The organism is Arthrobacter sp. UYCo732 (genome assembly GCF_040547265.1).
Taxonomy (GTDB): domain Bacteria; phylum Actinomycetota; class Actinomycetes; order Actinomycetales; family Micrococcaceae; genus Arthrobacter.
Genome location: NZ_JBEPPJ010000008.1, coordinates 109,105 through 133,858, shown reverse-complemented (window position 1 = coordinate 133,858; position 24,754 = coordinate 109,105). Strand labels below are relative to the sequence as shown.

The 24,754-nt window shown below is 65.6% G+C and carries 24 protein-coding genes; 14 read left to right on the top strand and 10 right to left on the bottom strand.

Annotated features, from left to right (window positions below; all coding sequences use genetic code 11):
* The first annotated feature begins 51 nt into the window (after window positions 1-51).
* From ABIB45_RS12785 to ABIB45_RS12775, 3 genes are all read left to right on the top strand, one after another.
* The gene (locus tag ABIB45_RS12785; RefSeq protein ID WP_354216222.1) at window positions 52-1,188 is read left to right on the top strand and encodes a lipid II:glycine glycyltransferase FemX; all 1,137 of its coding nucleotides are present in this window, start codon (window positions 52-54) and stop codon (window positions 1,186-1,188) included.
* An 87-nt stretch (window positions 1,189-1,275) separates the two neighbouring features.
* Window positions 1,276-2,592, top strand: coding sequence for a peptidoglycan bridge formation glycyltransferase FemA/FemB family protein (locus ABIB45_RS12780; RefSeq protein ID WP_354216220.1), 1,317 nt, complete (start codon window positions 1,276-1,278; stop codon window positions 2,590-2,592).
* A gap of 39 nt (window positions 2,593-2,631) precedes the next feature.
* A complete protein-coding gene (locus tag ABIB45_RS12775) occupies window positions 2,632-4,119 on the top strand; it encodes a threonine/serine exporter family protein (protein WP_354216219.1) in 1,488 nt (495 codons plus the stop codon).
* 48 nt (window positions 4,120-4,167) lie between these two features.
* Here ABIB45_RS12775 and ABIB45_RS12770 read toward each other — a convergent pair whose 3' ends face one another.
* Window positions 4,168-5,007, bottom strand: coding sequence for a siderophore-interacting protein (locus ABIB45_RS12770; protein WP_354216218.1), 840 nt, complete (start codon window positions 5,005-5,007; stop codon window positions 4,168-4,170).
* A 14-nt stretch (window positions 5,008-5,021) separates the two neighbouring features.
* Window positions 5,022-5,792 (bottom strand): uracil-DNA glycosylase, encoded by a 771-nt coding sequence (locus tag ABIB45_RS12765; protein WP_354216217.1) that lies wholly within the window; start codon window positions 5,790-5,792, stop codon window positions 5,022-5,024.
* Between the two features lie 179 nt (window positions 5,793-5,971).
* Here ABIB45_RS12765 and ABIB45_RS12760 point away from each other — a divergent pair, with 179 nt between their 5' ends.
* From ABIB45_RS12760 to ABIB45_RS12735, 6 genes are all read left to right on the top strand, one after another.
* Window positions 5,972-6,301 (top strand): DUF3263 domain-containing protein, encoded by a 330-nt coding sequence (locus ABIB45_RS12760; RefSeq protein WP_502909215.1) that lies wholly within the window; start codon window positions 5,972-5,974, stop codon window positions 6,299-6,301.
* Window positions 6,302-6,352: 51 nt separating this feature from the next.
* Complete coding sequence (locus ABIB45_RS12755; protein WP_354216216.1) at window positions 6,353-6,979, top strand: LytR C-terminal domain-containing protein; 627 nt, start codon at window positions 6,353-6,355, stop codon at window positions 6,977-6,979.
* A gap of 168 nt (window positions 6,980-7,147) precedes the next feature.
* Window positions 7,148-7,354: a cold-shock protein gene (locus ABIB45_RS12750; RefSeq protein ID WP_354216215.1), complete on the top strand. Its 207-nt coding sequence runs from the start codon at window positions 7,148-7,150 to the stop codon at window positions 7,352-7,354.
* The gene (locus ABIB45_RS12745; RefSeq protein ID WP_354216214.1) at window positions 7,351-8,634 is read left to right on the top strand and encodes an ABC transporter substrate-binding protein; all 1,284 of its coding nucleotides are present in this window, start codon (window positions 7,351-7,353) and stop codon (window positions 8,632-8,634) included. The genes ABIB45_RS12750 and ABIB45_RS12745 overlap by 4 nt, the downstream gene beginning before the upstream one ends.
* Window positions 8,635-8,926: 292 nt before the next feature.
* Window positions 8,927-10,555 (top strand): chaperonin GroEL, encoded by a 1,629-nt coding sequence (gene groL, locus ABIB45_RS12740; protein WP_309820170.1) that lies wholly within the window; start codon window positions 8,927-8,929, stop codon window positions 10,553-10,555.
* A 188-nt stretch (window positions 10,556-10,743) separates the two neighbouring features.
* The gene (locus ABIB45_RS12735) at window positions 10,744-11,865 is read left to right on the top strand and encodes an RNase H family protein (protein WP_354216213.1); all 1,122 of its coding nucleotides are present in this window, start codon (window positions 10,744-10,746) and stop codon (window positions 11,863-11,865) included.
* Window positions 11,866-11,870: 5 nt separating this feature from the next.
* Here the strand turns inward: ABIB45_RS12735 and ABIB45_RS12730 are convergent, their stop codons facing one another.
* The 4 genes from ABIB45_RS12730 to ABIB45_RS12715 form a co-directional block, all read right to left on the bottom strand.
* On the bottom strand, window positions 11,871-12,158 hold the full coding sequence (locus tag ABIB45_RS12730; protein WP_354216212.1) for a WXG100 family type VII secretion target: 288 nt from the start codon (window positions 12,156-12,158) through the stop codon (window positions 11,871-11,873).
* Between the two features lie 165 nt (window positions 12,159-12,323).
* Entirely contained in the window at window positions 12,324-13,853 is a 1,530-nt protein-coding gene (locus ABIB45_RS12725; RefSeq protein WP_354216211.1) for a sensor histidine kinase, read from the bottom strand.
* A gap of 2 nt (window positions 13,854-13,855) precedes the next feature.
* Entirely contained in the window at window positions 13,856-14,566 is a 711-nt protein-coding gene (locus ABIB45_RS12720; protein ID WP_058929981.1) for a response regulator transcription factor, read from the bottom strand.
* A 76-nt stretch (window positions 14,567-14,642) separates the two neighbouring features.
* Window positions 14,643-15,143 (bottom strand): DUF427 domain-containing protein, encoded by a 501-nt coding sequence (locus ABIB45_RS12715; RefSeq protein ID WP_354216210.1) that lies wholly within the window; start codon window positions 15,141-15,143, stop codon window positions 14,643-14,645.
* Between the two features lie 257 nt (window positions 15,144-15,400).
* Here ABIB45_RS12715 and ABIB45_RS12710 point away from each other — a divergent pair, with 257 nt between their 5' ends.
* Complete coding sequence (locus ABIB45_RS12710) at window positions 15,401-15,658, top strand: hypothetical protein (protein WP_354216209.1); 258 nt, start codon at window positions 15,401-15,403, stop codon at window positions 15,656-15,658.
* Between the two features lie 26 nt (window positions 15,659-15,684).
* Window positions 15,685-16,533 (top strand): FHA domain-containing protein, encoded by an 849-nt coding sequence (locus ABIB45_RS12705; protein ID WP_354216208.1) that lies wholly within the window; start codon window positions 15,685-15,687, stop codon window positions 16,531-16,533.
* 10 nt (window positions 16,534-16,543) lie between these two features.
* Here ABIB45_RS12705 and ABIB45_RS12700 read toward each other — a convergent pair whose 3' ends face one another.
* From ABIB45_RS12700 to ABIB45_RS12690, 3 genes are read right to left on the bottom strand one after another with little or no spacing between them, the layout of a single operon-like run.
* Window positions 16,544-18,190, bottom strand: a complete 1,647-nt coding sequence (locus tag ABIB45_RS12700; protein WP_354216207.1) for a DNA repair helicase XPB — start codon at window positions 18,188-18,190, stop codon at window positions 16,544-16,546.
* Window positions 18,191-18,203: 13 nt separating this feature from the next.
* Window positions 18,204-20,693 (bottom strand): helicase-associated domain-containing protein, encoded by a 2,490-nt coding sequence (locus ABIB45_RS12695; protein WP_354216206.1) that lies wholly within the window; start codon window positions 20,691-20,693, stop codon window positions 18,204-18,206.
* A 10-nt stretch (window positions 20,694-20,703) separates the two neighbouring features.
* Window positions 20,704-20,937, bottom strand: a complete 234-nt coding sequence (locus ABIB45_RS12690; RefSeq protein WP_354216205.1) for a hypothetical protein — start codon at window positions 20,935-20,937, stop codon at window positions 20,704-20,706.
* Between the two features lie 242 nt (window positions 20,938-21,179).
* Here ABIB45_RS12690 and ABIB45_RS12685 point away from each other — a divergent pair, with 242 nt between their 5' ends.
* Genes ABIB45_RS12685 through ABIB45_RS12675 form a run of 3 tightly spaced genes read left to right on the top strand, consistent with a single transcriptional unit; the run spans window position 21,180 to window position 23,498 of the window.
* Window positions 21,180-21,563 carry a cold-shock protein gene (locus ABIB45_RS12685; RefSeq protein WP_066286899.1) on the top strand — a complete coding sequence of 128 codons (384 nt, stop codon included), beginning with the start codon at window positions 21,180-21,182 and terminating at the stop codon, window positions 21,561-21,563.
* A 9-nt stretch (window positions 21,564-21,572) separates the two neighbouring features.
* The gene (locus ABIB45_RS12680) at window positions 21,573-22,133 is read left to right on the top strand and encodes a DUF3027 domain-containing protein (RefSeq protein ID WP_354216204.1); all 561 of its coding nucleotides are present in this window, start codon (window positions 21,573-21,575) and stop codon (window positions 22,131-22,133) included.
* Between the two features lie 45 nt (window positions 22,134-22,178).
* The gene (locus ABIB45_RS12675) at window positions 22,179-23,498 is read left to right on the top strand and encodes an MFS transporter (RefSeq protein WP_354216248.1); all 1,320 of its coding nucleotides are present in this window, start codon (window positions 22,179-22,181) and stop codon (window positions 23,496-23,498) included.
* A 37-nt stretch (window positions 23,499-23,535) separates the two neighbouring features.
* On the opposite strand, the gene serC is transcribed toward ABIB45_RS12675, so the two are convergent.
* Entirely contained in the window at window positions 23,536-24,666 is a 1,131-nt protein-coding gene (serC, locus tag ABIB45_RS12670) for a phosphoserine transaminase (protein ID WP_354216203.1), read from the bottom strand.
* Window positions 24,667-24,754: the final 88 nt, after the last annotated feature.

The window sequence follows — 24,754 nt, the reverse complement described above, 5'->3', positions numbered from 1 at the left end:
CGGGCCCTGCTGGAACGGCCGCACCGGATCAGGCTTTAGACTTGTGGCTACATGTCCGCACGCAGCCACGAGAACAGAACCGCGAACAAAACCCTGAGATTGGACACTGCCCCCTTGCGAGAATTCACCGCCCGCTTTGCCACAGCGGAGGAAATTGAGAACTGGGACAAGCACGTCACCGCCAACCCCAGCGGCGGCAACATGCTGCAGTCTGCGGCCTACGCGGCCGTGAAGAAGGGCAGCGGCTGGAGTGTCCGCTTCCTTGTCCTGGAGTCGGGCGGAACGTCCAGCTACGACCTGGTCCTGGAGAAAAAGTTCCCCGTCCTGGGCCGCCTCTGGTACCTGATCAAGGGGCCGGACCTTGAATCGGTCGCCGACCTCAAGCCAGCCCTGGATGCCTGCGCCGTGTTCGCCCGGAGCCGCAAGCTCAACGTGTTCAGCATCAAGATTGAACCGGACATCATCTCCTCGCCGGAAGTCCAGGCACAGCTCGCGGCCGCCGGTCTGGTGAAGGCACCCAACATCCAGTCCAATGACTCCACTGCGCTGCTGGACACCGCCGCACCGGATAACGAGGTGTTCCGCGCCATTTCGTCCCGCGCCCGGAACGCGATCCGACGCGCCGAACGCGAAGGCTGCGAGGTGCTGGAACGCGAGAGCAGCCCGGAAACGTACCGGGCACTCTATGAGCTCATGGCGGACACCGTGAATGCCAAGGGTTCCATGCCCCTGCGCAGCTACGAGTACTACGCCCAATTCTGGGATGAGTTCTGCAACCGCGGCCTGGGCCGGTTTTTCTTCGTGGAGGAGGACGGCAAACCCAGCGTCGGTGCCTTCGTGATCAACTACGGTGCCAAGGCAACCTACAAGGACGGCGGCTCCACCCAGAACCGCAAGCAGTACGGCGATTCCCATCTGGTCCAGTGGGCGGCCATCCGCCGCATGCAGGAACTCGGCTGCACCGAGTACGACTTCTGCGGGACCCCGCCGGCGGCCCAGATCAAGGACAAGGCCCATCACCTGTACGGCATGGGCATGTTCAAAACGAGCTTCACCAAAACGGTCACGGACTTCGTCGGCTGCCATGACTTCGTCCTGGCCCCGGTCCGGTACGCCCTGTGGGTCAAGGGTGCGGAACGGATCTTCCGCCGGCTCGAAACCGCCCGCACCGGCCAGCAGTTCTACTGACAGCGCCCTAGCAACACACACCACCGCCCACCACGAATGCCAGCGCATGCCCCACCCGGCGGCGCAGCCACAGATGAGGTTACTTCCGTGAATCCAACCAAGGCAGAAGCCGGGCTCCAGCTCGGCGTCCTCAGCGATGCGGAATTCGAGACTTTCGCACTCAGCCACCCGCAGAACAGCTTCATCCAGTCCGTTGACTTCGCCAGGTTCCAGCGTGCCCGCGGCCAGGCTGTGGAACTGTTCGGTGTCAGGCGCGACGGCGAACTGGTGGCCGCCGGCAAACTGAACTACACCACCACCCGGTGGGGCTACACGGTGTGCGAGTGCGCCAAGGGCCCCCTCATGGACTACACGGACGCGGCTCTGGTGCGCGACGTCGTCGGGCTTCTCAAAGAACGCGCCGCGGGCCGCAAGGCCGCTGAACTGCGGATTTCGCCGAACCTGACGTACATCGCCCGTGATGAAGACGGCGCCGAGCACCCCGAGCTAACGGACAACAGGCCGCTCGTGGCCGACTTGGGGCGCCTGAGCTTTGAACACCAGGGCTCGGAGATGGACTTCGTCAACGTCAACTGGATGTTCATCAAGAATCTCGAAGGCATCAAGGACTCCGAGGAGCTGATCATGAGCACCAGCTACCGGACCCGCAAGGCCATCCGCAAGGCCGAGAAGAACGGCGTGTTCCTGGAACAAGCCACTCTGGCGACCCTGGATGAGTTCTACAACGCGCTCAGCACCGCCGGGGACGAGAAGGGCTTCGTCTACCGGGAGCGCGAATACTACGAGCACCTCCTGCGGACCACCTCGCCCGAGTTCACCAAGCTCATGATGGCCAAAATCGACATTCCCGCGTACCGGAAGTCCATCACCGAACGGCTTGAAGCCGAGTCCGCGTCCGCTGCCGAACTGCGCCGCGAGATCGAGGAAACCGGCAGCAAGAAGAAAGCGAACCGACTCAAGGTGGTCCAGGACCTCGCGGACAGCTATGAGCGCAGCCTCAAGGACATTGAGCGGTTCCCGGATTCCGTCGGCGTCGCTACCGTGGCCGCCATCCACTTTGTCTGCTACGCCGACGAAGTAGTCTGCGTGATCGGCGGCACCAAGCAGGACTACATCTACTTCAACGGCGCCACCTCGCTGTACTGGGGCATGATGCTCCACGGACTCGAGAAGGGTTACGCCCGCTACAACTTCTACGGCACTTTTGGCATCGAGGGCCAGGACGAGGAAGGCCACGGCGGCTACCAGTTCAAGAAGGGCTTCGGCGGGGACGTGGTCCAATTGCTTGGCGACTTCGTGATGCCGGTGCGGCCCTTCGCGTTCCAGGCCAACCGCCTGGGCCGCGCAGCTGTCGCCGCAGCCCGCATCCTGCTCGGCAAACTGCCGCGGAAGCGGCAGGCATAACACCAACCCACCAAGCGTCATATAGGGAGGAGGACCAACGTGACCAAACGTCCTGAACATTCCCGAGGCAAGCCCCATAGTGACGGCCTGCCCAAGACAGAGCCCCTGTCGCCCTCCCAGCTTCGCCAGGACGCGGCGGCCAAACGGATGCTGCGGCGCCTGGTCCAGGGGGAGAATCCGCCGACGGCGCCACTGAGTATCGTGGACAGGCTCGCCGGGAGCCCCTACGCCAACCCCATGATCCAGGTGGGCGGCGTGGACACTTCCGCCCGCAAGACCCTGGACTTTGCCCTGCACCTGGCCGAGACCATGTTCCGGTACGGGGCGGGCGCCTTGGAGGTGGAGACGAGCATCATTGCCGTTACCGCGGCGCTGGGCCTGAAAAATATCGAAGTGGACATCACTAACCAGTCGGTGGCCATCAACTACGCCCCCAAAGATCAGCCGCCCATCGCGCTGCTTCGGGTGGTGCGGTCCTGGACCAACAACTACGCCGGCCTGGCCAAAGTCCACCGCCTGGTCACCGACATCGTGGCCGGGGGATTGGGCCGCGATGAGGCCATCCGCCGGCTGGACGAGGCCATCACCAGCCCCAAACCGTTCCCGCGCTGGATGGTCACCATGGCTTTCGGCGTTTTCGCTGCAGTCTTCGTGGGCGTCCTCGGCGGGGGGCCGGCGTCCTCGGCCATCGCCTTTGTGGCCAACCTCGGCGTCAGCCTGTTGGCGCGCCAGCTGGGCCGGTGGCGGGTTCCGGACTTCTTTACGACGGCGGCCTGCTCCTTCGCCGTTACTCTCACCGCGTTGTTGTTGTGGCGCTTCGGCCTCACCAATGCGCCGGCGATCGTGGTGGTGGGCGGCATCCTCCTGCTCCTCCCCACCGGGCGCCTGGTCTCCTCCGTCCAGGACGCCATCAACGGGTTCCCCGTAACGGCCGCCGGCCGCTTCCTGTCCACCCTGCTGACCTTCGGCGCCATTGTGGCCGGCATCGCGGTGGCCTTTGTGGTGGGCGCGATGACCGGAATGCAGGCCATCGATGTCACCCAGACGTTCCCGGCCGCCTATGATGCGTGGGTCCTGGTGATCTTCATCGCCCTCGCCGTGATGGCCATCGGCGTCACGGAGCAGACCTCCTGGGACCTGCTGCTGCCCACCGCAGGCGTCGGAGTGGTGGGCTACTTTGTCCTTCTGGGAGCAGGTTCGCTCGGCGTCGGCGACCGGTTCTCCCCGGCGCTCGCCGCCGTCGTGATTGGCTTGCTGGCGAGGGTGGTGGCCCTGAAGATGGGCGCACCCCAGCTGGTGGTGGCCGTTCCGGCGGCACTGATCCTGCTGCCCGGCCTGACCATCTTCCGGTCGATGTACGTCCTGACCATCGAGGAATCCGAAATCCTGTTGGGCGCGGGGGGGATGCTCAACGCCGGGGCAATTGTCCTGGGCACGGCGGCCGGCATTGTCCTCGGGGACACGCTGGCGCGTCCACTGACACGCAGCCTGGCCAGCAACGAGCGGCGCCGGGCCCGGCGGCGTTAAGCCGCCCGAAGTTTATTCGCGGGCGGGCGCCTGCTGCGCTGAGACTGCTCAGATCTTCCCTACGGGGAGTTTCTTCTCGGCCTGGAAGTCGTCCTCCACCCTTCCCTTGGCCCAGTATCCGGACAATGACACTTGGCTCCGCTCGAGGCCGCGCTGGACATAGAACACGTCGCGCAGGGCCTTCATGTAGCCGCGCTCGCCGTGGGCAAAAACGTCAACCCGGCCGGCGGGCCAGTCGGCGTCGGCCACTGCCGATACAAGGAGATCGCCGGTGCCGGCAGGCGCGCCGTTGCGGCGGAGCCACGAGACCTGGACGCCCGGCGGGGCATCGATGGGCTGGATGTCGGCGTCGCCGTCCACCTCAATGAAGGCCAGGCCACGCGCCTCCGCCGGCAGCGATTCGATGCCTGCGGCGATGGCCGGCAGGGCGGCCTCGTCCCCGGCGAAGAGGTACCAGTCGGCGTCGGACGACGGGTTGTAAGCGCCGCCGGGGCCGGTAAGGGTGAAGGTGTCGCCGGGCCTGGCGGCGGCAGCCCAGGGCCCGGCCAGTCCCTCGTCCCCGTGGATTACAAAGTCAATCGCGAGTTCCTGGGCGGCGTTGTCCACCCAGCGGACCGTGTAGGTGCGTGTGAACGGCCATTGCTGGCGAGGCATGGTTTCTCGGATGGTCCACAGGTCCAGGGGCTGGGCGTAGCCAACGCCGGGCTGCGGGAAGACAATCTTCACGTAGCGGTCCACGAAGCTGTTGTTCACGTAGGTGGAAAAACCCGGGCCGCCGGCCACGATCCTCACCATGTGGGTCGAGAGTTCTTCCCGGCGGATCACCGTGAGGTCGATCTGCGGACGTGTGGACTTCATTGCGCTCGTGGCGGCCGGGACTGTGCTCATAAGGTAACCCTAAGCTAGACGACCTGGGGGAGCTCCCACGTTACGCCGGACGAGCCCTGCTCCCGCAGCAACTGATTAATGGTGCTGAAAGGCTTGGAGCCGAAGAAGCCGCGCGAGGCCGACAACGGGCTCGGGTGCGCACTGGAGACCACCGCCGCGCCGGGCAGGAGGGGAAGGACACCCTCCGCATCCCTGCCCCACAGCACCGCCACGAGCGGCGGTCTGCCGCCGTCGGCGGCGCACCGGTTGGCAACTGCGGTGACTGCCGCCGTCGTAATGGCCTCCCAGCCCCTGCCACGGTGGGAGCCGGCGGCCCCGGCCCGGACGCTCATGACGCGGTTCAGCAGGAGGACGCCCTGGGCGGCCCACGTGGACAGGTCGCCGTGGATGCGGGCGGGAATGCCGAGATCGGCCTCCAGTTCGCGGTAGATATTCGCCAGGCTTCGGGGGATGGGGCGCGTCCGCGGGTCGACGGCGAAGGAAAGTCCGATCGCGTGGCCCGGCGTCGGGTAGGGGTCTTGGCCCACGATCAGGACCTTAACGTCAGCCATCGGCAGCCTGAAGGCGCGCATGACGTTCGACGGCGATGGCAGGACTTCGTGCCCGGCTGCGACTTCGGCGGCAAGGAAAGTGAGGACGTCCCGGAGCTCAGCTTCAACCGGTTCCAGCGCAACCGCCCAGTCGGCAGCCATCAGCGCCGCTAACGGCAGCGCGGCGAGGTCGGCGAAGCCCACGGCATCAGCCGGCTCCGCCGCGAACTCAAACAGGGCGTCGGATTCAAACACCGTCCCATTCTCGCAGGGATCGGCGCCGCCCCTCGGAGTTTTTGTCCAGATAACGGCGAATCGGAGACCTAAAAACCCGAATAAGTGGACAAAAAATCCGAGAAGCGAAAATGACAACGATGTTATTTGCGCCGTAACATGGGATGAGATTTTCAACCTCACCAGCGAAGGGAAGTGCCGTGGCGGAGCCTGCTCAGGAACACGTTGCGGAGCCCTCCGAGCGGAGTCCGCTGCTGGCAGATTTCGCCGTTCGTGACTCCCCGTTGAGCGAGCGTGACCAGCAGATGCTGGCCCTGGAGCGGCAGTGGTGGAAGTACGCCGGAGCCAAGGAACAGGCAGTCAGGGAACTCTTCGATCTGTCCGCCACGCACTACTATCAGCTGCTGAATGCCCTCATTGATTCCGAGGCTGCGCTGGCCCACGACCCCATGCTGGTCAAGAGATTGCGTAGACTACGTACGTCGCGTCACCGGGCGCGCACTGCACGCCGCCTGGGTTCCGACGCCTGACCAACTTCGTGCTGAGCCATCAGCAGTAATCAGCAAGGATGTCTCTGCACCATGACCAAATACGCTCGGGATGAATTCGACAAAGTTCCGGAGACCGCATCGAGGCAAGGCGTCCACCGCACGGCCTCGGCGCCGGTCCGGCGCAAACTCTGGCCCATCCTTGCCGTCGGAATCTTGGCGCTGGCCATCGGATTGGTCTCCTTCCTGATCCTTCCCAAACTCGGCTTCACCCAGGCCGGCAGTGAACTCGCCACGAGCCTGGAAGCGCCTGCGTCGCCCGAAGCAAGTGCGGCACCGTCGGCAAGCAAACATGCGGCCCCGAGTTCCGAACCGTCGGCGAGCCCGGAAGCTGAGCCCGAAGCCTCGCCCTCGCCGTCCGCCACCGAACTGCCCGCCGCTGTCCTGGACAAGGCCCAGGGCGTTGCCGTGTACAACGGCGCCGGAACCGCCGGGCTCGCCGGACGCGTCAGCGCGATGGTCCGGAATGACGGCTGGACGCTGGGGCCCGTGGGTAACTGGACCGGCGCTCCGCGGCAGAACTCCGCCATCTACTATTCCGGCGCAGCACAGCAGCCCAACGCCGAAGCGCTCGCCACCCTCCTGGGCATTCCCACTCTGGTCAATAGCCAGGAGTTCCAGGTCCCCCTAGTTGTGGTCCTGGGGCCGGGCTACCGGTAACCCCCCGCAACCCTCGTCCCGGTTACGCGTGAATAACTTTTGGGCTCCGGAGCGGCCGTGCAGCCCGGCCTGCAGGGCGGCTTGTGGCTAGAGTGATTTCAGGCGTAGGTCCGTAAAACGCCGCACACAGCGGAGTGGACCGTCGGCACTACGGAAAGAGTGGACATCATGGCATTGGGAACCGTTAAGTGGTTCAACGCCGAAAAAGGCTATGGTTTCATCACCCTGGATAGCTCCGGGGACGATGTCTTTGTGCACTGGTCGGCCATCGATGGTGAAGGCTACCGTGCCCTCAATGAAGGGCAGCGCGTCGAGCTTGAAGTCGGCGAAGGCGAGAAAGGCCCGCAGGCCGAAAGCGTCCGGCCCGCAGCGTGAAATCCCGCAGCCTGCGTTCACCAATTGTGCGGACCGCCACAGCTGCGGCACTCCTGCTGGCACTGGCCGGCTGTGCAGGTGCCGCCGGAGGCAACGCCCGGCTGGACTCGGTTGGAGCCTCCGGCGACGGCGCCTTGCGCATCGGGCTGATACAGGACAGTGCAGGGGAGCAGAGCTTCCTCAACGACTCACAGCGGGCGGCCGCCGAGCTTGCCGTGAAGGACATCAACGCCGCCGGCGGCCACAAGGGCAAACCTGTTGAGTTGATAATCGGGGCCGGGGCCGACGCCGGATCGCAGGCCACGAACCTGACCGCAGCCAAGGCCGACGTGGTCATTGGACCCACTGATTCCAGCCATGCGGCAGCTGCCATCGACGTCCTCTCCGCTGACAGGATTCCACTGATTTCGCCGGCCAACTCGGCGGCCGCCCTGAGCACCTACCAGAGCGGCGGCTACTACTTCCGGACGGCCGCGGCTGACATCGCCCAGGCCTCCGTGCTGGTAAAGCTTGCCAAGGACGGCGGAGCCAAGAGCATTGCCGTGATTCACCAGGACAGCGTTTACGGCAAGGATGTCTCCGCCGCGGTGACGACAGCCGCTACAGACGCCGGCCTGGAAACGGTCAGCACCTCGGCATTCAAGCCGGGTGCTGCGCTACAGGCGGCCGCAGTCGCCCAGGCGGCAAAGCCCGACGCCGTGGTGCTGATCGCGCGGGACGGTGCCCAGGGCGCCCTCGAGGAGCTCAACAATGCCGGGCTGTCCGGCAGCAAACTCATCCTCAGTGACGGTGCGTTCGCTCAGTACGGGCCCGGACTCGGCTTAAAGGCCCTTGATGGAGCCCGCACCGTAGTGCCCCGGGTGCTTGTTTCGGCAGATTTCCAGGCCCGGCTGCTGGCAGTGAACCCGGCGTTGAAGGACCTGTCATTCGCGGCGGAGGCCTACGACGCCGTGAATTTGGCGGCCTTGGCGGCGGTGACGGCTGATGACGATGCCGGACGCTCCATTGCGGCCAATCTGATCGCGGTGTCCGGTGGCACCGCCGGTGGCTCTTCCGGCGGGGGGAGCGCCGGGCAGCCCGGCAAGCCGTGCAGGTCGTATTCCGACTGCCTGGCGGTCCTGAAGTCCGGGGCGAAGATCAATTACGACGGCGAATCGGGGCCGATTGCCTTCGACGCCCAGGGAGATATCACCTCGGCGAACTTCATGGTGTTCACCTACGGTCCTGACAACCGGGCCGTGCTCAGCGGACGTGAGGCGGCAGGACGGGCAGCGGCCTGATCGCCAGTGGCGAACGGCGCGCCGTGAGAGAGCGGAAAAGAGAAGCTTTCGCTTGCACTCTCACGTGGGGAGTGCTAATTATTGAGTTAGCACTCCTACGTACCGACTGCTAAAGCAACGTCCGGTTTCTGCCGGTTTCGGAGCTTGGTGCCGGCCGTGGAGCGAAAGAAATACCTAGCTGGAGTGAGATCCCCAGCCGCGGCATACAGAGGCCGCCGGTGAAGGATCGTCCGTCGCGGGCACTGCAGTGAGGTTCATTCTTAACGACTGTCCCGAAAGGACTACTGCCGTTATGGCCAAGATCATTGCATTTGATGAAGAGGCACGCCGCGGTCTTGAGCGGGGCCTGAACATCCTCGCCGACGCCGTCAAGGTCACCCTCGGCCCGCGTGGACGCAATGTCGTCCTCGAAAAGAAGTGGGGCGCCCCCACGATCACCAACGATGGTGTTTCCATCGCCAAGGAGATCGAGCTGGACGATCCTTACGAAAAGATCGGCGCCGAGCTGGTTAAGGAAGTTGCCAAGAAGACGGATGACGTCGCTGGCGACGGCACCACCACGGCTACCGTGCTGGCACAGGCCCTGGTCAAGGAAGGCCTGCGCAACGTTGCAGCCGGCGCTGACCCGCTGTCCCTCAAGCGCGGCATCGAGAAGGCCGTAGAGGCCGTCACCGTTGAGCTGCTTGCCTCCGCCAAGGAAATCGAAACCAAGGAAGAGATTGCGGCCACAGCTTCCATCTCCGCCGGTGACGATGAAATCGGTGCCCTCATCGCCGAGGCCCTGGACAAGGTGGGCAAGGAAGGCGTCATCACGGTCGAGGAGTCCAACACCTTCGGCCTGGAGCTCGAACTCACCGAAGGCATGCGCTTCGACAAGGGTTACATCTCCGCTTACTTCGTGACCGACACCGATCGCCAGGAAACGGTCCTTGAGGATCCGTACATCCTGATCGTCAACTCCAAGATCTCCAACGTCAAGGAACTCGTTGCTGTCCTGGAAAAGGTCATGCAGTCCAGCAAGCCGCTGCTGATCATTGCCGAGGACATCGAGGGCGAGGCCCTGGCCACCCTGATCGTCAACAAGATCCGTGGCACCTTCAAGTCCGTTGCCGTCAAGGCTCCGGGCTTCGGCGACCGCCGCAAGGCCCAACTGGCCGACATCGCCGTCCTCACCGGCGGCCAGGTCATCGCCGAGGAAGTCGGCCTCAAGCTGGAGACCGCGGGACTGGAACTCCTGGGACGCGCCCGCAAGGTTGTTGTCACCAAGGACGAGACCACCATCGTTGAAGGTGCCGGCGACGCCGACCAGATCGCTGGGCGCGTTTCCCAGATCCGTGCCGAGATCGAGAACTCCGATTCGGACTACGACCGCGAGAAGCTGCAGGAACGCCTGGCCAAGCTGGCCGGCGGCGTTGCAGTTATCAAGGCCGGTGCCGCAACCGAAGTTGAGCTCAAGGAACGCAAGCACCGCATTGAGGACGCTGTCCGCAACGCCAAGGCTGCTGTTGAAGAAGGCATCGTCGCCGGTGGCGGCGTTGCGCTGATCCAGGCCGGCGCCAAGGCGTTCGCAAACCTGAACCTCACGGGTGACGAAGCAACGGGCGCCAACATCGTCCGCGTTGCCATCGACGCCCCGCTGAAGCAGATCGCCTTCAACGCCGGCCTCGAGCCCGGCGTTGTGGTGGACAAGGTCCGCGGCCTGCCTGCAGGCCACGGCCTGAACGCAGCAACCGGCGAATACGTCGACCTGCTGGCTGCCGGCATCAACGACCCCGTCAAGGTGACCCGCTCTGCACTTCAGAACGCGGCCTCCATTGCCGGCCTGTTCCTCACCACCGAGGCTGTTGTGGCCGATAAGCCGGAGAAGAACGCTCCGGCCATGGGTGGCGGCGACGACATGGGCGGCATGGGCGGCTTCTAGCCCCTAGTTGCCCCAAGCACGACGCACGACGGCGGTCCTCACCAACGGTGGGGGCCGCCGTCGGCCTTTAACTCGCGATGCCCTATCAGGTTTGGCCCCTAAAGGTCCCGTTTAAGAACCAAGCCTGATAGAGCATCACGGTCCGGGCCCGGCACAGGTGCGCAGCTCAACTCTGGCAGGATGGAACCGTGACGATTACAGCAGCAGCCGACGGTTCGGCTTTAGGAAACCCGGGCCCGGCCGGCTGGGCATGGTATGTCAACGACGACTGTTGGCGCGCAGGGGGATGGCCGCACGGCACCAACAACCAGGGTGAGTTGATGGCCGTCCTTGACCTGTTCCGCGCCACCGCCCACGTGCCGGATGAAGACCTGCGGGTCCTCTGCGACAGCCAGTACGTCATCAACTCCATCACCAAGTGGATGCCGGGCTGGAAACGGAAGGGCTGGCGCAAAGCCGACGGCAAGCCCGTCCTGAACGTGGAGCTGCTCAAGGAACTGGACCGGGAACTCGCGGGCCGCAAATACATCTTGCAATGGGTCAAGGGCCACGCCGGCCACGACCTCAACGAGGCAGCGGACGTGCGCGCCCGTGCCGCAGCCACCGCCTACCAGCAGGGCGTGGCAGCCCGTTCCGGCCCCGGCTTCGCCGGTGCCCCCGTTGAAGTCAGCCACGCGGCGGCTCAAGCCTCTGCTCCCGCTGCCAGTACTGCTGTCCGCACCGCGGCCGCTCCCACTCCCGCCGGTGCTTCCGCAGGCACTGGGGGACAGGGCCCGTCGGCACAGGGCCGTGCCCGGCAGAGCACTCTCCAACAGAGCATTGCCCAACAGAACACTCGCCAAGAGAGCACTGCCCAAAAGAACACTGCCCAGCAGAACCCTTTCGGACAGACGCCATACGAAGAGCCGGACCTCTTCAGTGAACTGGAGACCGGCGTGTTCACCGCAGCGGAGGACACCGGAACCGAACCCAGCCCCGAGGCGATCGTCGAGGCCCTCGAACGAGAACTGGCCGGGCCGGACGCCAGGAGCGATATCGGCCGCACCGGCGTCCTCCTCCACCCCGACTTTATGGAAATCGGCAGCTCGGGCAGGGTCTGGACCCGGGATGCCATGATGATGGCACTGGAGGAAGACCCGGGACTCCACACGGAGCTGGAAATCTTGGGCGCCGACCGTATCGGCACCAGCGCGGTCCTGCTGACGTACCGAAGCTTCTCGCGCTCGGGCACGGTCCTCCGCAGCTCACTGTGGGTCCTCGACAGCGGCAGGTGGCGGCTCCGGTTCCATCAGGGGACACCCGAAGCCTGACCGCCTCAGCTGAAGCGCTGCATATTGCCCTGCTCGGCCTGGGCGTAAGTGTTCGCCGCAGATGCCAAAGCCAAGTTGATGGACGCCAGTGACGCCTCCACCTTGCCCTGGGTCAGGGTCCACTCCGTGACGAGGGACTGGAAATTGTTGGCCGCGGAGCCACTCCACGTTGCCTGCAGTTCGTCCAAACCCCGTTTCATGGCCTGGACGTCGGCGCTGATCCGGTCCACTGTTGCTTTGACGTTCGCTGACTTGAGCTGGAGCAGGTCGGTATCGACGGAAATGATGCTCATGGCTGATGCCTCTCGATGTAGTGGGACAGCGTCCGCTGCCCGCCCGGCTGCTCCGGGCCACTGCACCGAGCCTACGGACGCGTAGGGTGGGCCCGCCACGGTCTCCGGCTGTATGTGGATAACGGGTGGTGGCCGCCAACCACACCGGCGCCCGGGTTCACTTAATTAAGTGCGGACCACACTGCCGTGGTCCTGGCCGTCGCCGGCGGGGCCGCGTAACTGGGGACGGGCAGCGCCTTCGCCGGCCCGCTCGCCGTCCTCTGGGGCTTCGACCCGGACAGGCAGGCTGACCGCCAAGGTGGCACCGCCGCCGTCGGTCGTTTCCACCCGGACCGAACCTCCGTGCGACCCCAGGATGGCGGCCACAATCGCGAGCCCCAGCCCGCTGCCGCCGGTTTCGCGGGTCCGCGAAGTATCGGCCCGGTAGAAGCGCTCAAAAACCTTTGCCGCGTCCTCTGCGGAGATGCCCGGGCCGTGGTCCCGGACCTCAACCACGGCGAGGGGTTGCCCGGCGTCGGAAGGCCGCACGCCCACGGCGAGCTCGATCGGGCTGCCCTCGGGGGTGTAGCGCATCGCATTGCCCACCAGGTTCCCCACCACCTGGCGGAGCTTTGCCTCGTCCCCGAGTACGGGCGCCGGAACCGCGGGGCCGCCGTCGAGCCCGATCAGCGAGATGGGACGCGTGCGGTCGCTTGCCTGCGTGTCCACAACAGCGTCATGGGCGACCAGCTGCAGGTCAACAGGTCTTTTCTGCAGGGGACGCTGCTCGTCCAGGCGCGCCAGCAGCAGAAGATCCTCCACCATGGAGCCCATCCGCTTGGCCTCGCTCTCGATCCGGCCCATGGCAGTGGCCACGTCATGGTCGGTGGCCAGAGCACCGTGCCGGTATAGCTCGGAAAAGCCCCTGATGGTCACGAGCGGTGTGCGCAGCTCGTGGGATGCGTCGGCGGCGAACCTGCGCATTCTGGCTTCCGAAGCGGTCCTTCCGGCGAAAGCCGACTCGATGTGGGCGAGCATGGCATTCAGCGAGTTTCCAAGCCGTCCCACCTCGGTGTAAGAATTTTCGATCTCGACGCGCCGGGACAGGTCACCGGCAGCGATAGCAGCGGCGGTTTTCTCCACCCTGGACAAGGGCCGGAAGGACCGGGAGACCGTCCAGCTGGCGATCAGGGAAGCAAGCAGGAGCGTCAGTAGGCCGACGCCGCAGATCACCAGGGTGACGTGCTGCAGGACGTCGTCCACACTTTGCAGGGGCAAGCCGATGACCACCACGGCAAGGCGCCCGCCGTTGAGGACGGTCACTGCCACCACACGCCAGTTCTGGCCTTCAGTGCCCCGGACCTGGTAGGGCTGGGTGCCGCGTTGCTGGGCTTCCTCGACGGAAATGCTGCTGATGTCGGGGCCGTTCTGGGGATCGCCGCCGAACGGCTCGGCTTGCTCGCCGGGTGTGAAGAGTATGAGGGAATAGTCGGTGGGGACCATTGGGTTGGTGGCGGTCTGCAGCGGCGTGAATGAACGCTGCTTGCTGGCGACGTCGACGGCGGCGTACAGCTTGTCATCCACCTGCCCCACGAGGTAGCTGTGCAGCAGCGTCAAGGTGCCCGCGCCCGTGGCGGTCAGGGCAACAATCAGCAGCGCCATGATGATGGCGACCAGCTGGGACCTCAGGGAGGCCGACTTCCACCGCTGCAGCAAGGTCAGCGCTTCTCTGCCGTCCGGAGCACGTAGCCCACTCCGCGCTTGGTCTGGATCAGGGCTGGTGCGTCCGGATCGATGTCCACTTTGCGGCGCAGGTAGGAAATGTAGGACTCCACAATCGAAGCGTCCCCGTTGAAGTTGTACTCCCAGACGTGGTCCAGGATCTGGGACTTGGACAGCACCCGGTTCGGGTTCAGCATGAGGTACCGCAAAAGCTTGAACTCAGTGGGAGAGAGCTCAATGACTGTGCCGCCGCGGCGCACCTCGTGGGCGTCGTCGTCGAGTTCCAGGTCATCAACCCGGATGACGGCGTCGTCATCGAGCAGGGGCTGGGTGCGGCGGAGAACGGCCCGGATGCGGGCCACCACCTCGTCGAGGCTGAAAGGTTTGGTGACGTAGTCGTCGCCGCCCACGGTGAGCCCGGTGACCTTGTCCTCGGTGTCGTCCTTCGCGGTCAGGAACAGCACGGGGAAGTGCTTACCGGAAGCGCGGAGCTTGCGCGTGACGGTAAAGCCGTCCATGTCCGGCAGCATGACATCGAGCACGGCCAGGTCCGGTGCGTGGAGCTCGGCCGCTGCCAGGGCGTCCCGCCCGTTTGCGGCTGAAACCACCTCGAATCCGGCGAAGCGGAGGGACGTGGAGAGCAGCTCGCGGATGTTGGGTTCGTCATCGACAACGAGCAGCTTGGCTTCTGGACCGGTCTTCTTCATGCTCCCATCATGCTCCCAGAAACTGGGAGTTTTCTGGATGTTTACTGTGCTTTCCGGGAGAGGGCAGAACTCGGCATCACCAGCCGAGGGTTCCCGGTCCACCCTTGAACGGCCCCACCACACGGTCGGTGATCCAGCCGCCGTAAAAGCCCCCTGCCTGCGGTCGCACCCTCTGACCGTCGACCTCGCAGCAGTCCATTCGGCCGGGGTAGACGGCCACTCGGTCAGCCAGGATTTCAAACCCTGCCGTTGGCTCCGGGTAGAACCAGGCGGCTTCTTCGGCCACTGCTCCGCCGGCGCGGACGGTCAGGTACTTCGCCGTGCCCTTGAATTCGCAGAAGCTGCTCCCCGAGGCCGGCTCGAGCACACCTGGCCTGAACGCTGAGCGGGGCAGGTAGTAAACCGGGGGGTGGCTGGTTTCCAATACGCGGACCGAGTCCGCCGTTTCCAGGATCAGCTCACCGCCCCAGAAGATCCGGATCTTTTCGACGCTGTGTTCAACGCGGGGCGGCCGCTGGTAGTCCCACACCGATTCCTGGCCGGGGAGCGGAATGACTGGTCGGATGTTCGGGCTCATTCCTCCAGTTTGCGCCGCAGCCGGCCAATCCGCACGCGCAGGCGCTGGCTCGACTGGCCAGTGGACAGGCGGCAAGGGGCAGGAAGCACTGTAGACGGCGTCGGGAACCAATTTTGGCTCCGAAACGTTTTTTGCTCTTTGGGTTCCCCTGCGTGTGAGCCGGGAATACAGTGGGGCTATTGGGCCCGTCGGAGGCGGATTCTGCCGCACTAATCAGTATCAAACTACTGCACTGCAACCTAAGGGGAGTTACCAAGATGACTGAGTTCAACGCGTCCGAGAATACCGCCACGACCGACCGCAGCATCCGCGACTGGGCAGACCTGGCAGAGGAGATGTGGTCCTATCTCACCGGCAAGGGCGCAGCCATCAATTACCAGTTCGTCGACATGACCGTAGAGGTCCCGCGGGACATCGGCCCCGACGCTCCCCGTGCCACGTGGAAGCTCAACGGTAGCCTTCGGGTCACCACCAGTGACAGGGACGCCGCAGGATCCGACCAGAACCGCTCGTAACCGCCGTGACCGGATACCAGTTGGACATGGATCTGGATTTCTCCTATACGGACGAATCCGGAGCCGTCACCCGCGGCAGCGCCCGGGCGGCGGGAACGGCGGTCACCATAACCTTGGACGGCCTGGATGGTTTCAGCGCGGGATCGATGCCCTCGCTGAAAGAGATCCGTCCTCTCGCCAAGATGCTTTCCGGCGAGGGACTCAGCATCACCGTCAACGGCCCGGACGGAAGCATCGTCAGCCTCGGCGCGGTCCACAGCCCGGCGTCGCAGCGGCTGGTCACCCGGTCGCCGAACATCAAATTGGGAAAGCTCGGCGCCCTGGTCCCCTTAGGGAGGCGAGGCAAACGCCAGTCCCGGGCGTTCCCGCTGTTTCCTCCCGAGACCCCGCTGCCCCTGATTCCCACGGTCAAGCGTAAGATCACGCGCCGTGTCACCACCACGCATCACACCCGTGGCAGTGGCCGGCCCAGGCTGATTTTCGTGCAGGACGCCGCCCAGTGGACCGGCCAGATCCCCCGGGAAGTGACTTTGGACCAGGAGACCTTCAGCATTGGCGCTGCTTCGGGGTCGGATCTGCAGCTCTCCGGCCTGGATCCGGTGCACGCACAGATCCAGCACGACGAGAATGACGAATACGTCCTGGTACCGCATGGTGCAGTGAGCGGCAGCGTAAACCGGTCCGGTCCCTCCGTGCTTCGCACCGGCGCCAGAATCAAGCTGGGCCAGTGGTGCGTGGCGTTCTTCCGGGAAGAGTTTGCCGATCACGGCAGGCCGTTCGGCGGCCGCAGCGGTGGGGAACTGGCCTACCAGCGGCCCCAGTTTGATCCGCGCACCGGCACTACCGAACGTGACGGTTCCCGAGGCATTACCTGAGCCCTTAGTCCTACCCGGGCTGGTTCAAGTCCTTGGCATCCATAATCCGGTAGGCGTACCCCTGTTCGGCCAGGAAACGCTGCCTTTTGGCCGCAAAATCCTGGTCCAGGGTGTCCCTGGCCACCAGCGAGTAAAAGCGCGCGGCCCGGCCGTCCTTCTTCGGGCGGAGCAGCCGGCCCAGCCGCTGCGCTTCCTCCTGGCGGGACCCGAACGATCCCGACACCTGGATGGCCACCGAGGCTTCCGGCAAGTCAATCGAGAAGTTGGCCACCTTGGAGACCACCAGGGTATGCACGTCACCGGCGCGGAAGGCGTCGAAGAGTTTCTGCCGTTCCTTGACCGAGGTATCGCCCTTGATGACCGGGGCCTTGAGGCGCTCGCCAATTTCGTCCAGCTGGTCGATGTACTGCCCGATCACCAGCAGTTGCTCGCCCTGGTGCCTGGCCACGAGCTGTTCTACGACCAGGGTCTTGGACTCCGACGTCGAACACAGCCGGTACTTGTCCGCGTCCTCGGCCATCGCGTAGGCCACGCGCTCGTCCCGGGGCAGGTCAACGCGGACCTCCACGCAGTCCGCGGGTGCGATGTAGCCCTGGGACTCGATGTCCTTCCAGGGCGCGTCATACCGTTTGGGCCCGATCAGGCTGAAGACTTCGCCTTCACGGCCGTCCTCCCGGACCAGGGTCGCTGTCAGGCCCAGCCGGCGGCGAGCCTGGAGATCGGCGGTCATGCGGAAGATCGGAGCCGGCAGCAGGTGCACTTCGTCGTAGATTATTAGGCCCCAGTCATGGCCGTCCACGAGCTCCAGGTGCGGGTAGAGGCCACCGCGTTTGGTGGTGAGCACCTGGTAGGTGGCGATGGTCACCGGTCGGACCTCCTTGACCGCGCCCGAGTACTCGCCGATTTCATCCTCCGTGAGGGACGTGCGCTTGAGCAGTTCGTCCTTCCACTGCCGGGCGGCCACCGTGTTGGTCACCAGGATGAGCGTTGTGGTGGAGCTGGTGGCCATGGCTGCGGCACCCACCAGGGTCTTTCCCGCGCCACAGGGCAGCACCACCACGCCGCTGCCGCCGGCCCAGAAGTTTTCCGTGGCGATCTGCTGGTAGGGACGCAGCTTCCAGCCGTCCTCGTTCAGGGCAATCAGGTGGGGTGTGCCGTCCACGTAACCGGCCAGGTCCTCGGCGGGCCAGCCGATTTTCAGGAGCAGCTGTTTGAGCTGGCCGCGCTGGGAGGAGTGGACCACGATGGTTTCGCCGTCGATCCGCGGGCCCAGCAAGGGCTGGATCTTCTTGGCGCGGATTACTTCCTCCAGCACCGGATAATCATCGGTGCGCATCACCAGACCGTGCTGGGGGTCCTTCTCGAGCCGCAGCCGGCCGTACCGGGACATGGTCTCTTCGACGTCAATAAGCAGTGAATGCGGCACCGGGAACCGGGAGTACTTGAGCAGGGTGTCCAGGACTTTTTCGGCGTCCAGTCCGGCGGCGCGTGCGTTCCACAGGCCCAGGGGCGTCAGCCGGTAGCTGTGCATGTGCTCGGGGGCGCGTTCCAGCTCGGCGAACGGGGCAATCGCATGGCGGGCCTCGGTAGCCAGTTCATGGTCCACTTCGAGCAAAATGGTCTTGTCGCTTTGGACAATCAGCGGTCCGTCGTTCACGCGGGGAAATCCTTCACTGGTGCAGTTCCTCTGCGGCTTCGACATCGATAATGCGGTGGACGGAGAGTACACGCTCGGTTTCCTTGGCAGGATCGAATACCCTCACACGGCCGCCGCCTACTGAAAGGGGAACAACTGTCTCCAGGCTGGAATTCCCTTGGCTATCCACCACATTCATGCTCACCAACTGCTTGAGCCGGATGGCCCGCTCCAGGGTCTCCAGGCCGAGCTGGGTCGACGCATCGCCGGAGCCAGTGCCGGAACCCGGATGCGTACCGTTGGTGGCCGTCCGGCCGTTCCGCAGGACGGCCAGCTGGGTGTCGACGTCGTCCTCGGCGGGCGCGGTCCGCGGCGCGGTGTAGACCGGCCGGGCGCTGCCCGGGGCGCTGGTGGTACGTCGGAGCCGGACCACAGAAGGGTGGGATTCCTCCACCGACGGGGAGAGGCCCAGGCCGCGCAGGATCTGGGCAGTTTCGCGCGGCGGAGCGGTGGAGATCAGGACGGTGGGGGCAATGCGGGCCAGTCCCAGGCTGGCCGCCCTCGTTTCGGCAGCCAGCTCCAGCACCGCGGCCTCGTCGTCGCTCTGAATGAAGCTGGCCGCCGTTCCCACGCGGAGCCGGCCGTGCCGGGACGCCGTGTCTTCCACAAGGTACTCCAAGGGCTGGGGAACGGCCGTGGCTGAATGTTCACGCAGGAAACCCAGGAGGCTGGACGCGTCGTGGCCGGCGTCCAGCGCGCGCCTGATGGAGTTCGTCGAGAACCGGTAGATGGTGGCGGGGCCCTGGCCCTCGGCGTCGGCCATCAGCAGGAGTTTTTCGCTTAGCTCCGGCGCCAGGTATCCGGGGGCAACCGCCGTGAGGTCCGCCTGGAGGAGGACGTGGTTCAGTGCGGCGGGCAGGTGCTCGCCCAGGATACCGAGGGCTCCTTCGGGCTTGTCATCCGCGATGGCGCCCCCCAGCTGGCTCAGCGCGCCGGAGCCGATCAGGCCTAGCAGTTCCGCTTCGGCCAGCACGCCCTTGATCAGGGAGCTGAAGCGGCGCGCCATCCGGGGTTGCGCCCATTCGGCCCGCTGCAGCACCGCTGCCGCGTCCAGGACCGGGGCGGTGCCGTCCGCTGCACCCGCCTCGTGGGTGAGTTCGTTCAATATTTCCAGGATCCGCTTCCTGACCACCGGGGCGTCGGGCCGCTGCGCCTCGGCAGACAGGGCGTTGACGGTGGTCCCGGCCAGGGCCCGGTGTGCGGCGGACGCGCCGATGGGTCCGGTCACGGGCTGGCCCACCAGCGAGGGCACCCGCTCGCTCGCGAGCCAGGCGTTGACCAGCCACAGCCATTGTTCCTGGCGTGTAAGGACCAGCCACTCCAGCTGCGGTGGCTGCACCCACGAGGACGAATCCACATCCAGGCGCAGCAGGCCGGAGAGCGCGCTGAGCTCCAGCAGCAGGCCGGCCCGGTGCTGGTCGAGGCGCAGGGCTTCGGCCAGGCGCTTCATTTCGCGGACCCCGACGCCGCCGCTGCGCAGCGTGGCCAGTGGCTGTTCCCTGACAGCGTGCAGGAGTTCGCCCACCAGCCGAAGGGTTTCGGCGATGGCGCCCAGCGCTGCGTTCCGGCGCAGCGCAGCGGTGGTGCTGCCCAGCTGGGGAATGGGAGGGGAGAGAGTGAAATCGTTGATGATGGCACCGCCCCGCAGGGACAGCCCCACACTGTGCGGAAGTTCAACGTGCGCGGCGTCCAGGGGCACCAGGAGTCCCCGGGCAAGCAGCCAGTCAACGGGCCCGACGTCGGCGCCCTGGTTCGAAACGGACGCTTTCCGTTGCGCCTGGGGGACGGCACCCATGGCCCAGTTGCGGAATTTGGCGAGCAGCGCCGTCGTCCGTTCCGGGGCTCCGGCCAATGCCTGTGCGAGGGCCTCCGGCGAGGAGGTCCAGTGCTGCAGCGCCAGCGCTGCTTCCATGGGTGTGGTGGCTGCCTGGATGGCGACGCCGCTGCGGTGCAGCTCGGCAACCAGCTGGACCGCGCGCTGGCCGAACGCGGGCTGAAGCCGGACCAGTTCGGTGTAGCTGCGCCCCAGGCCGGCAGGATAGATGCCGACAACGTCCTTGAGGCATCCCACCGGCAGGTAAAAGCGCTGCCGGTGACCCGGCACCACCGTGCCATGCGGCGGCTCAGCCCGGTGCACGAGGGCCAGTTCCTGGAGCGAGGCCAGGATACGTTCCACGGCGGCCACCGAGGACCCGGCTATGAGTTTCCGGATTCCCGCGGCCGAGGCGCTGTGTTCAGTGTCCGGGTTGGTGCACAGATAGAGCGTCTCCAGCACCTGCATTTGCGGCCTGTTGAGGCGCTCGAGGGCGCGCTGGACGCTTACGCGGGCGCTGGCCCTTGCCGCCAGTGCGGGAAAGTCCGGCACCGGGGGGGACATCAGATCCGGCCGGGCCGCAAAGAGGCCCCGCAACGAGTCATCGCTGCGGGCTGCCAGTTCTTTGCTGAGGGCGCGGATCAGGGACATCAGTCCAACGTTACAGGCCGCCGGACTTTCCCGCCCGGCGCCGCCCGGCAACGCTGTCCAGGACTAGGAAGAGCATCAGCAGGAAGGCGGCTGGCAGGCCGTACAAGGCGGTGGACGTGACCCAGACCGGGGCAGCGGTGCCGGCGAAGGCCAGTGCCATCACTGCTCCCACCGCTGAGAGGGAAAGGATGGCAACAACCGCTGCACAGATCATCAGGGGGCGCCGGTATCGCGAGCGTGTCATGCACGTAACGCTACAGGCAGGCTGCCGCGGGACGTGTGATGCCGGTCTGGGGGGTTGGCGGCGGACCGCGGTGACAGGCATGAAGAAGGGCCAACGAAAGCAGTAATCCTGCCCCGGCAGGATAACCTTGAAGGAACAGACCAACACGGTCCGTCGCTGTCATACCCTGAACCCGCATATCAGTGCGGATGCGGTGACTGCCGGCCGTGTCTCAAGACGTCAGAACGAAGAAGGTTGATTACGTGCCTACCGGCAAGGTCAAATGGTATGACAAGGAAAAGGGCTTCGGATTCCTCGCGGGCGAAGACGGGCAGGAAGTCTTCCTGCCCAAATCATCGCTGCCCGAGGGCGTCACGGAGCTGAAGGCCGGCACCCGCGTTGAGTTCGGCGTCGCCGACGGCCGCAAAGGCGCCCAGGCGCTGGGCCTTCGTGTCCTGGACAAGACCCCTTCCATCGCCAAAGCCAAACGGCCCAGCGCGCGGGACCTGGCACCGCTGGTCCAGGACCTGGTCAGTGTGCTGGACAACCTCTCCGGCACCCTGTCCGCGGGCAAGTACCCGGAAGGCAACAAGGGCAAGGCCATCGCGGCGGCCCTGCGTAAGGTTGCCGACGAGCTGGACGTTTAGGCCTTGTCCATGAACCCGGAAGCTGAACAGCAGGACACCGCGGCAGGGGAGCAGCCGCCCTCGGGCGAGCAGATACCTGCAGTAGGGCAGGCAGGGGCCGAGCCTGAGGCCAAGCGCCGCGCCGGCGTGACCGTGTGGCGGATCGGCAAGCCGGATGCCTTCCTCGCGGCGGCCGTTGACGTGGCACGCGCCGCCGTCGAAGGCATCACGGCGCCGGCGGACATCGGTGCACATATCGCGGCCAAGAGCGAAGGCGACCGCCTGGTCACCCACCTTTTCGAATCCAGGCTGCCCGGCTACCAGAGCTGGCAGTGGTACGCAGTAGTGACCCGGAACTCCCGTTCGAAAGTGGTTACCGTCAGCGAGCTGGGCCTCCTGCCGTCGGAAGACTCCATCCTGTCGCCGGATTGGGTGCCGTGGGCCGAACGCGTCCGCCCCGAAGACGCCCAGGAAGCGGAGGATGAACAGCCTCCCACTGCCGAGGCTGACACGTCCGGGCCCGGAGACCAGGACGAAGTGCCTGGGGAACCCGTTCCCCAGGAAGACGAACCAGCACGCGAGGCTGACTAGGAAGTTGGTAATACGCAGGGTTGATCACCACGAGGGCCGGCCATGATGTCCACCTTCAAATCCCTGCACATCCTCAACTACCGGATCTGGTTTATCGGCGCTCTGGTCTCCAACATCGGAACCTGGATGCAGCGTACTGCCCAGGACTGGCTGGTCTTCGACCACCTCACTGATCACGACGCCGGCGCCATGGGCATCACCATGGCACTCCAGCTGGGGCCCCAGCTTTTCCTGGCCCCTGTAGCTGGCCTCGTGGCGGACCGGTACAGCCGCCGGCAGCTGCTGATCGTGACGCAGTCCGTGATGGCCCTCCTAAGCACCGGGCTGGGTGTCCTGGTGGTCCTCGGTGCCGGGCAGCTGTGGCATGTTTATGGCTTTGCGCTCTTGCTGGGCATGGTGTCCGCACTCGACGCGCCAGTCCGCCAGACCTTCGTATCGGAGCTTGTCCGGGACGACTACCTTCCCAACGCCGTCGCCCTGAACAGCGCCTCGTTCAACGTGGCCCGCATGATCGGGCCCGCGGTGGCCGGGATCCTGACGGTGGCGGTGGGGCCCGGGTGGGTGTTCCTGATCAATACCGCCACGTTCCTGGCCATGCTCCTGAGCCTGTGGAAGATCCCGACGGCGTCCTTACGGCAGCTTCCCCGGGCGGCTCCCGGAAAGGGCCGTATCCGCGAGGGCCTGCGCTACGTGCAGTTCCGGCCGGACATCGTGGTGGTCCTGGTGGCGGTCTTTATCGTGGGCACCCTAGGGCTGAACTTCGTCCTGTTCATCGCCGCCATGGTGGGCACGGAATTCGGGTTGGATGCGAGCGCCTTCGGGCTGATGAACTCGATCATGGCCATCGGGTCAGTGGCGGGTGCACTCTTGTCCGCCGGCCGGGGCAAGCCCAGGCTGCGGATGATCTTCGGCGCCGCCGCCGCCTTTGGGGTGACCTCCGGCCTCGCGGCGCTGGCCCCGGACTACTTCTGGTTCGGCGTAGCGCTGGTGCCGGTGGGGCTGTTCGCCATCACCATGATGACCAGCGCCAACGGCTACGTCCAGACCACTACCGATCCCGTTATGCGGGGCCGCGTCATGGCGTTGTACATGGCCATCTTTATGGGCGGAACACCAATAGGGGCGCCGCTGGTGGGGTGGGTGGCCAACGTCGCCGGGGCCCGATGGTCACTGGCCGTAGCCGCCGCCTCCGGGCTCACCGCCGCCCTGATTGGCATGGTGTGGATCATCCGCGCCCAGCGGCTTCGGCTGGCCTTCAACCGGCGGGCCCGCGGCCTGCGCTACTTCCGTGTCGTGTCCCAGTTGGGGGACAACGCAAACGGCGCCGCCCCGGAAGAAGACCCGGGCGACGCCGTAGGATCCTGACGCCCCGCAGTACTGCAGCAGGCGGGGCGCGTGGACGTTACTTGCGCAGTTCGCCCACCACGTAGTCGATGCTCGCCAGCAGGGCGGAGACGTCATCGGGCTCAATGGCAACAAAGGTGGCGATCCGGAGTTGGTTGCGGCCCAGCTTGCGGTACGGTTCGGTGTCCACCACGCCGTTGGCGCGCAGCACCTTGGCGATCGCCGCGGCATCGATGGAGTCATCGAAGTCGATGGTGGCGATGACGTTGGAACGGTCCTCGGCCTTGGCTACAAACGGGGCGGCGTATTCGGACGCTTCGGCCCAGGCGTAGATCCGGCCCGCAGAGTCGGCTGTCCGCGTGCTGGCGAAGTCCAGTCCGCCGTTGGCGTTCAACCACTGCACCTGCGCGTCCAGCGTCACCAGCGTCGAGAGGGAGGGCGTGTTGTAGGTCTGGTTCAGCTTGGAGTTATCGATGGCCGTCTGCAGGTCCAGGAAGTCCGGGATCCAGCGGTCGCTGGCCTTGATCCGCGCGGCGCGTTCCAGCGCGGCGGGGGAGAACAGCCCAAGCCACAGGCCGCCGTCGGACGCGAAGTTCTTCTGCGGGGCGAAGTAGTAGACGTCCGATTCGGCAACATCCACATCCAGGCCGCCAGCCGCGGAGGTGGCGTCCACCAGCATCAGGGCGCCGGCGTCGGCGCCTGCAACGCGCTTGACGGGAGCTGCCACGCCGGTGGACGTTTCGTTCTGTGGCCAAGCGTAAACGTCAACGCCACCCTCGGCCTGTGACACCGGGCGGGTGCCGGGCTCGGACTTGATAATGGAGGACCCGTCCAGGAACGGGGCCTTGTTGGTGGCCGAGGCGAACTTGGAACCGAACTCGCCGAACGACAGGTGCTGGGCCTTCTTCTCCACCAGGCCAAAGGCTGCCACATCCCAGAAAGCAGTGGAGCCGCCGACGCCCAGGACAACCTCATAGCCCTCGGGAGCGCGGAAGAACTGGCTGAGGCCCTCGCGGACGGAACCCACGAGGTCTTTGACGGGCGCCTGGCGGTGCGAGGTGCCAAGGATGGTCCGTGAGGCTGCAGAGAGCGCCTCAAGCTGCTCCGGCCTGACCTTGGAGGGTCCCGCGCCGAAGCGTCCGTCCTTGGGCAGCAGATCGGCAGGAATAGTGATGCTGGTTTCGCTCACAAGGGCTCCAAATTCGGCGGGGACGGGGTTGGCGTCCGGGACAGTGGGGTGGCCGGCAGTCAGCAGCGACTGTAACGAGGGCCGCTTT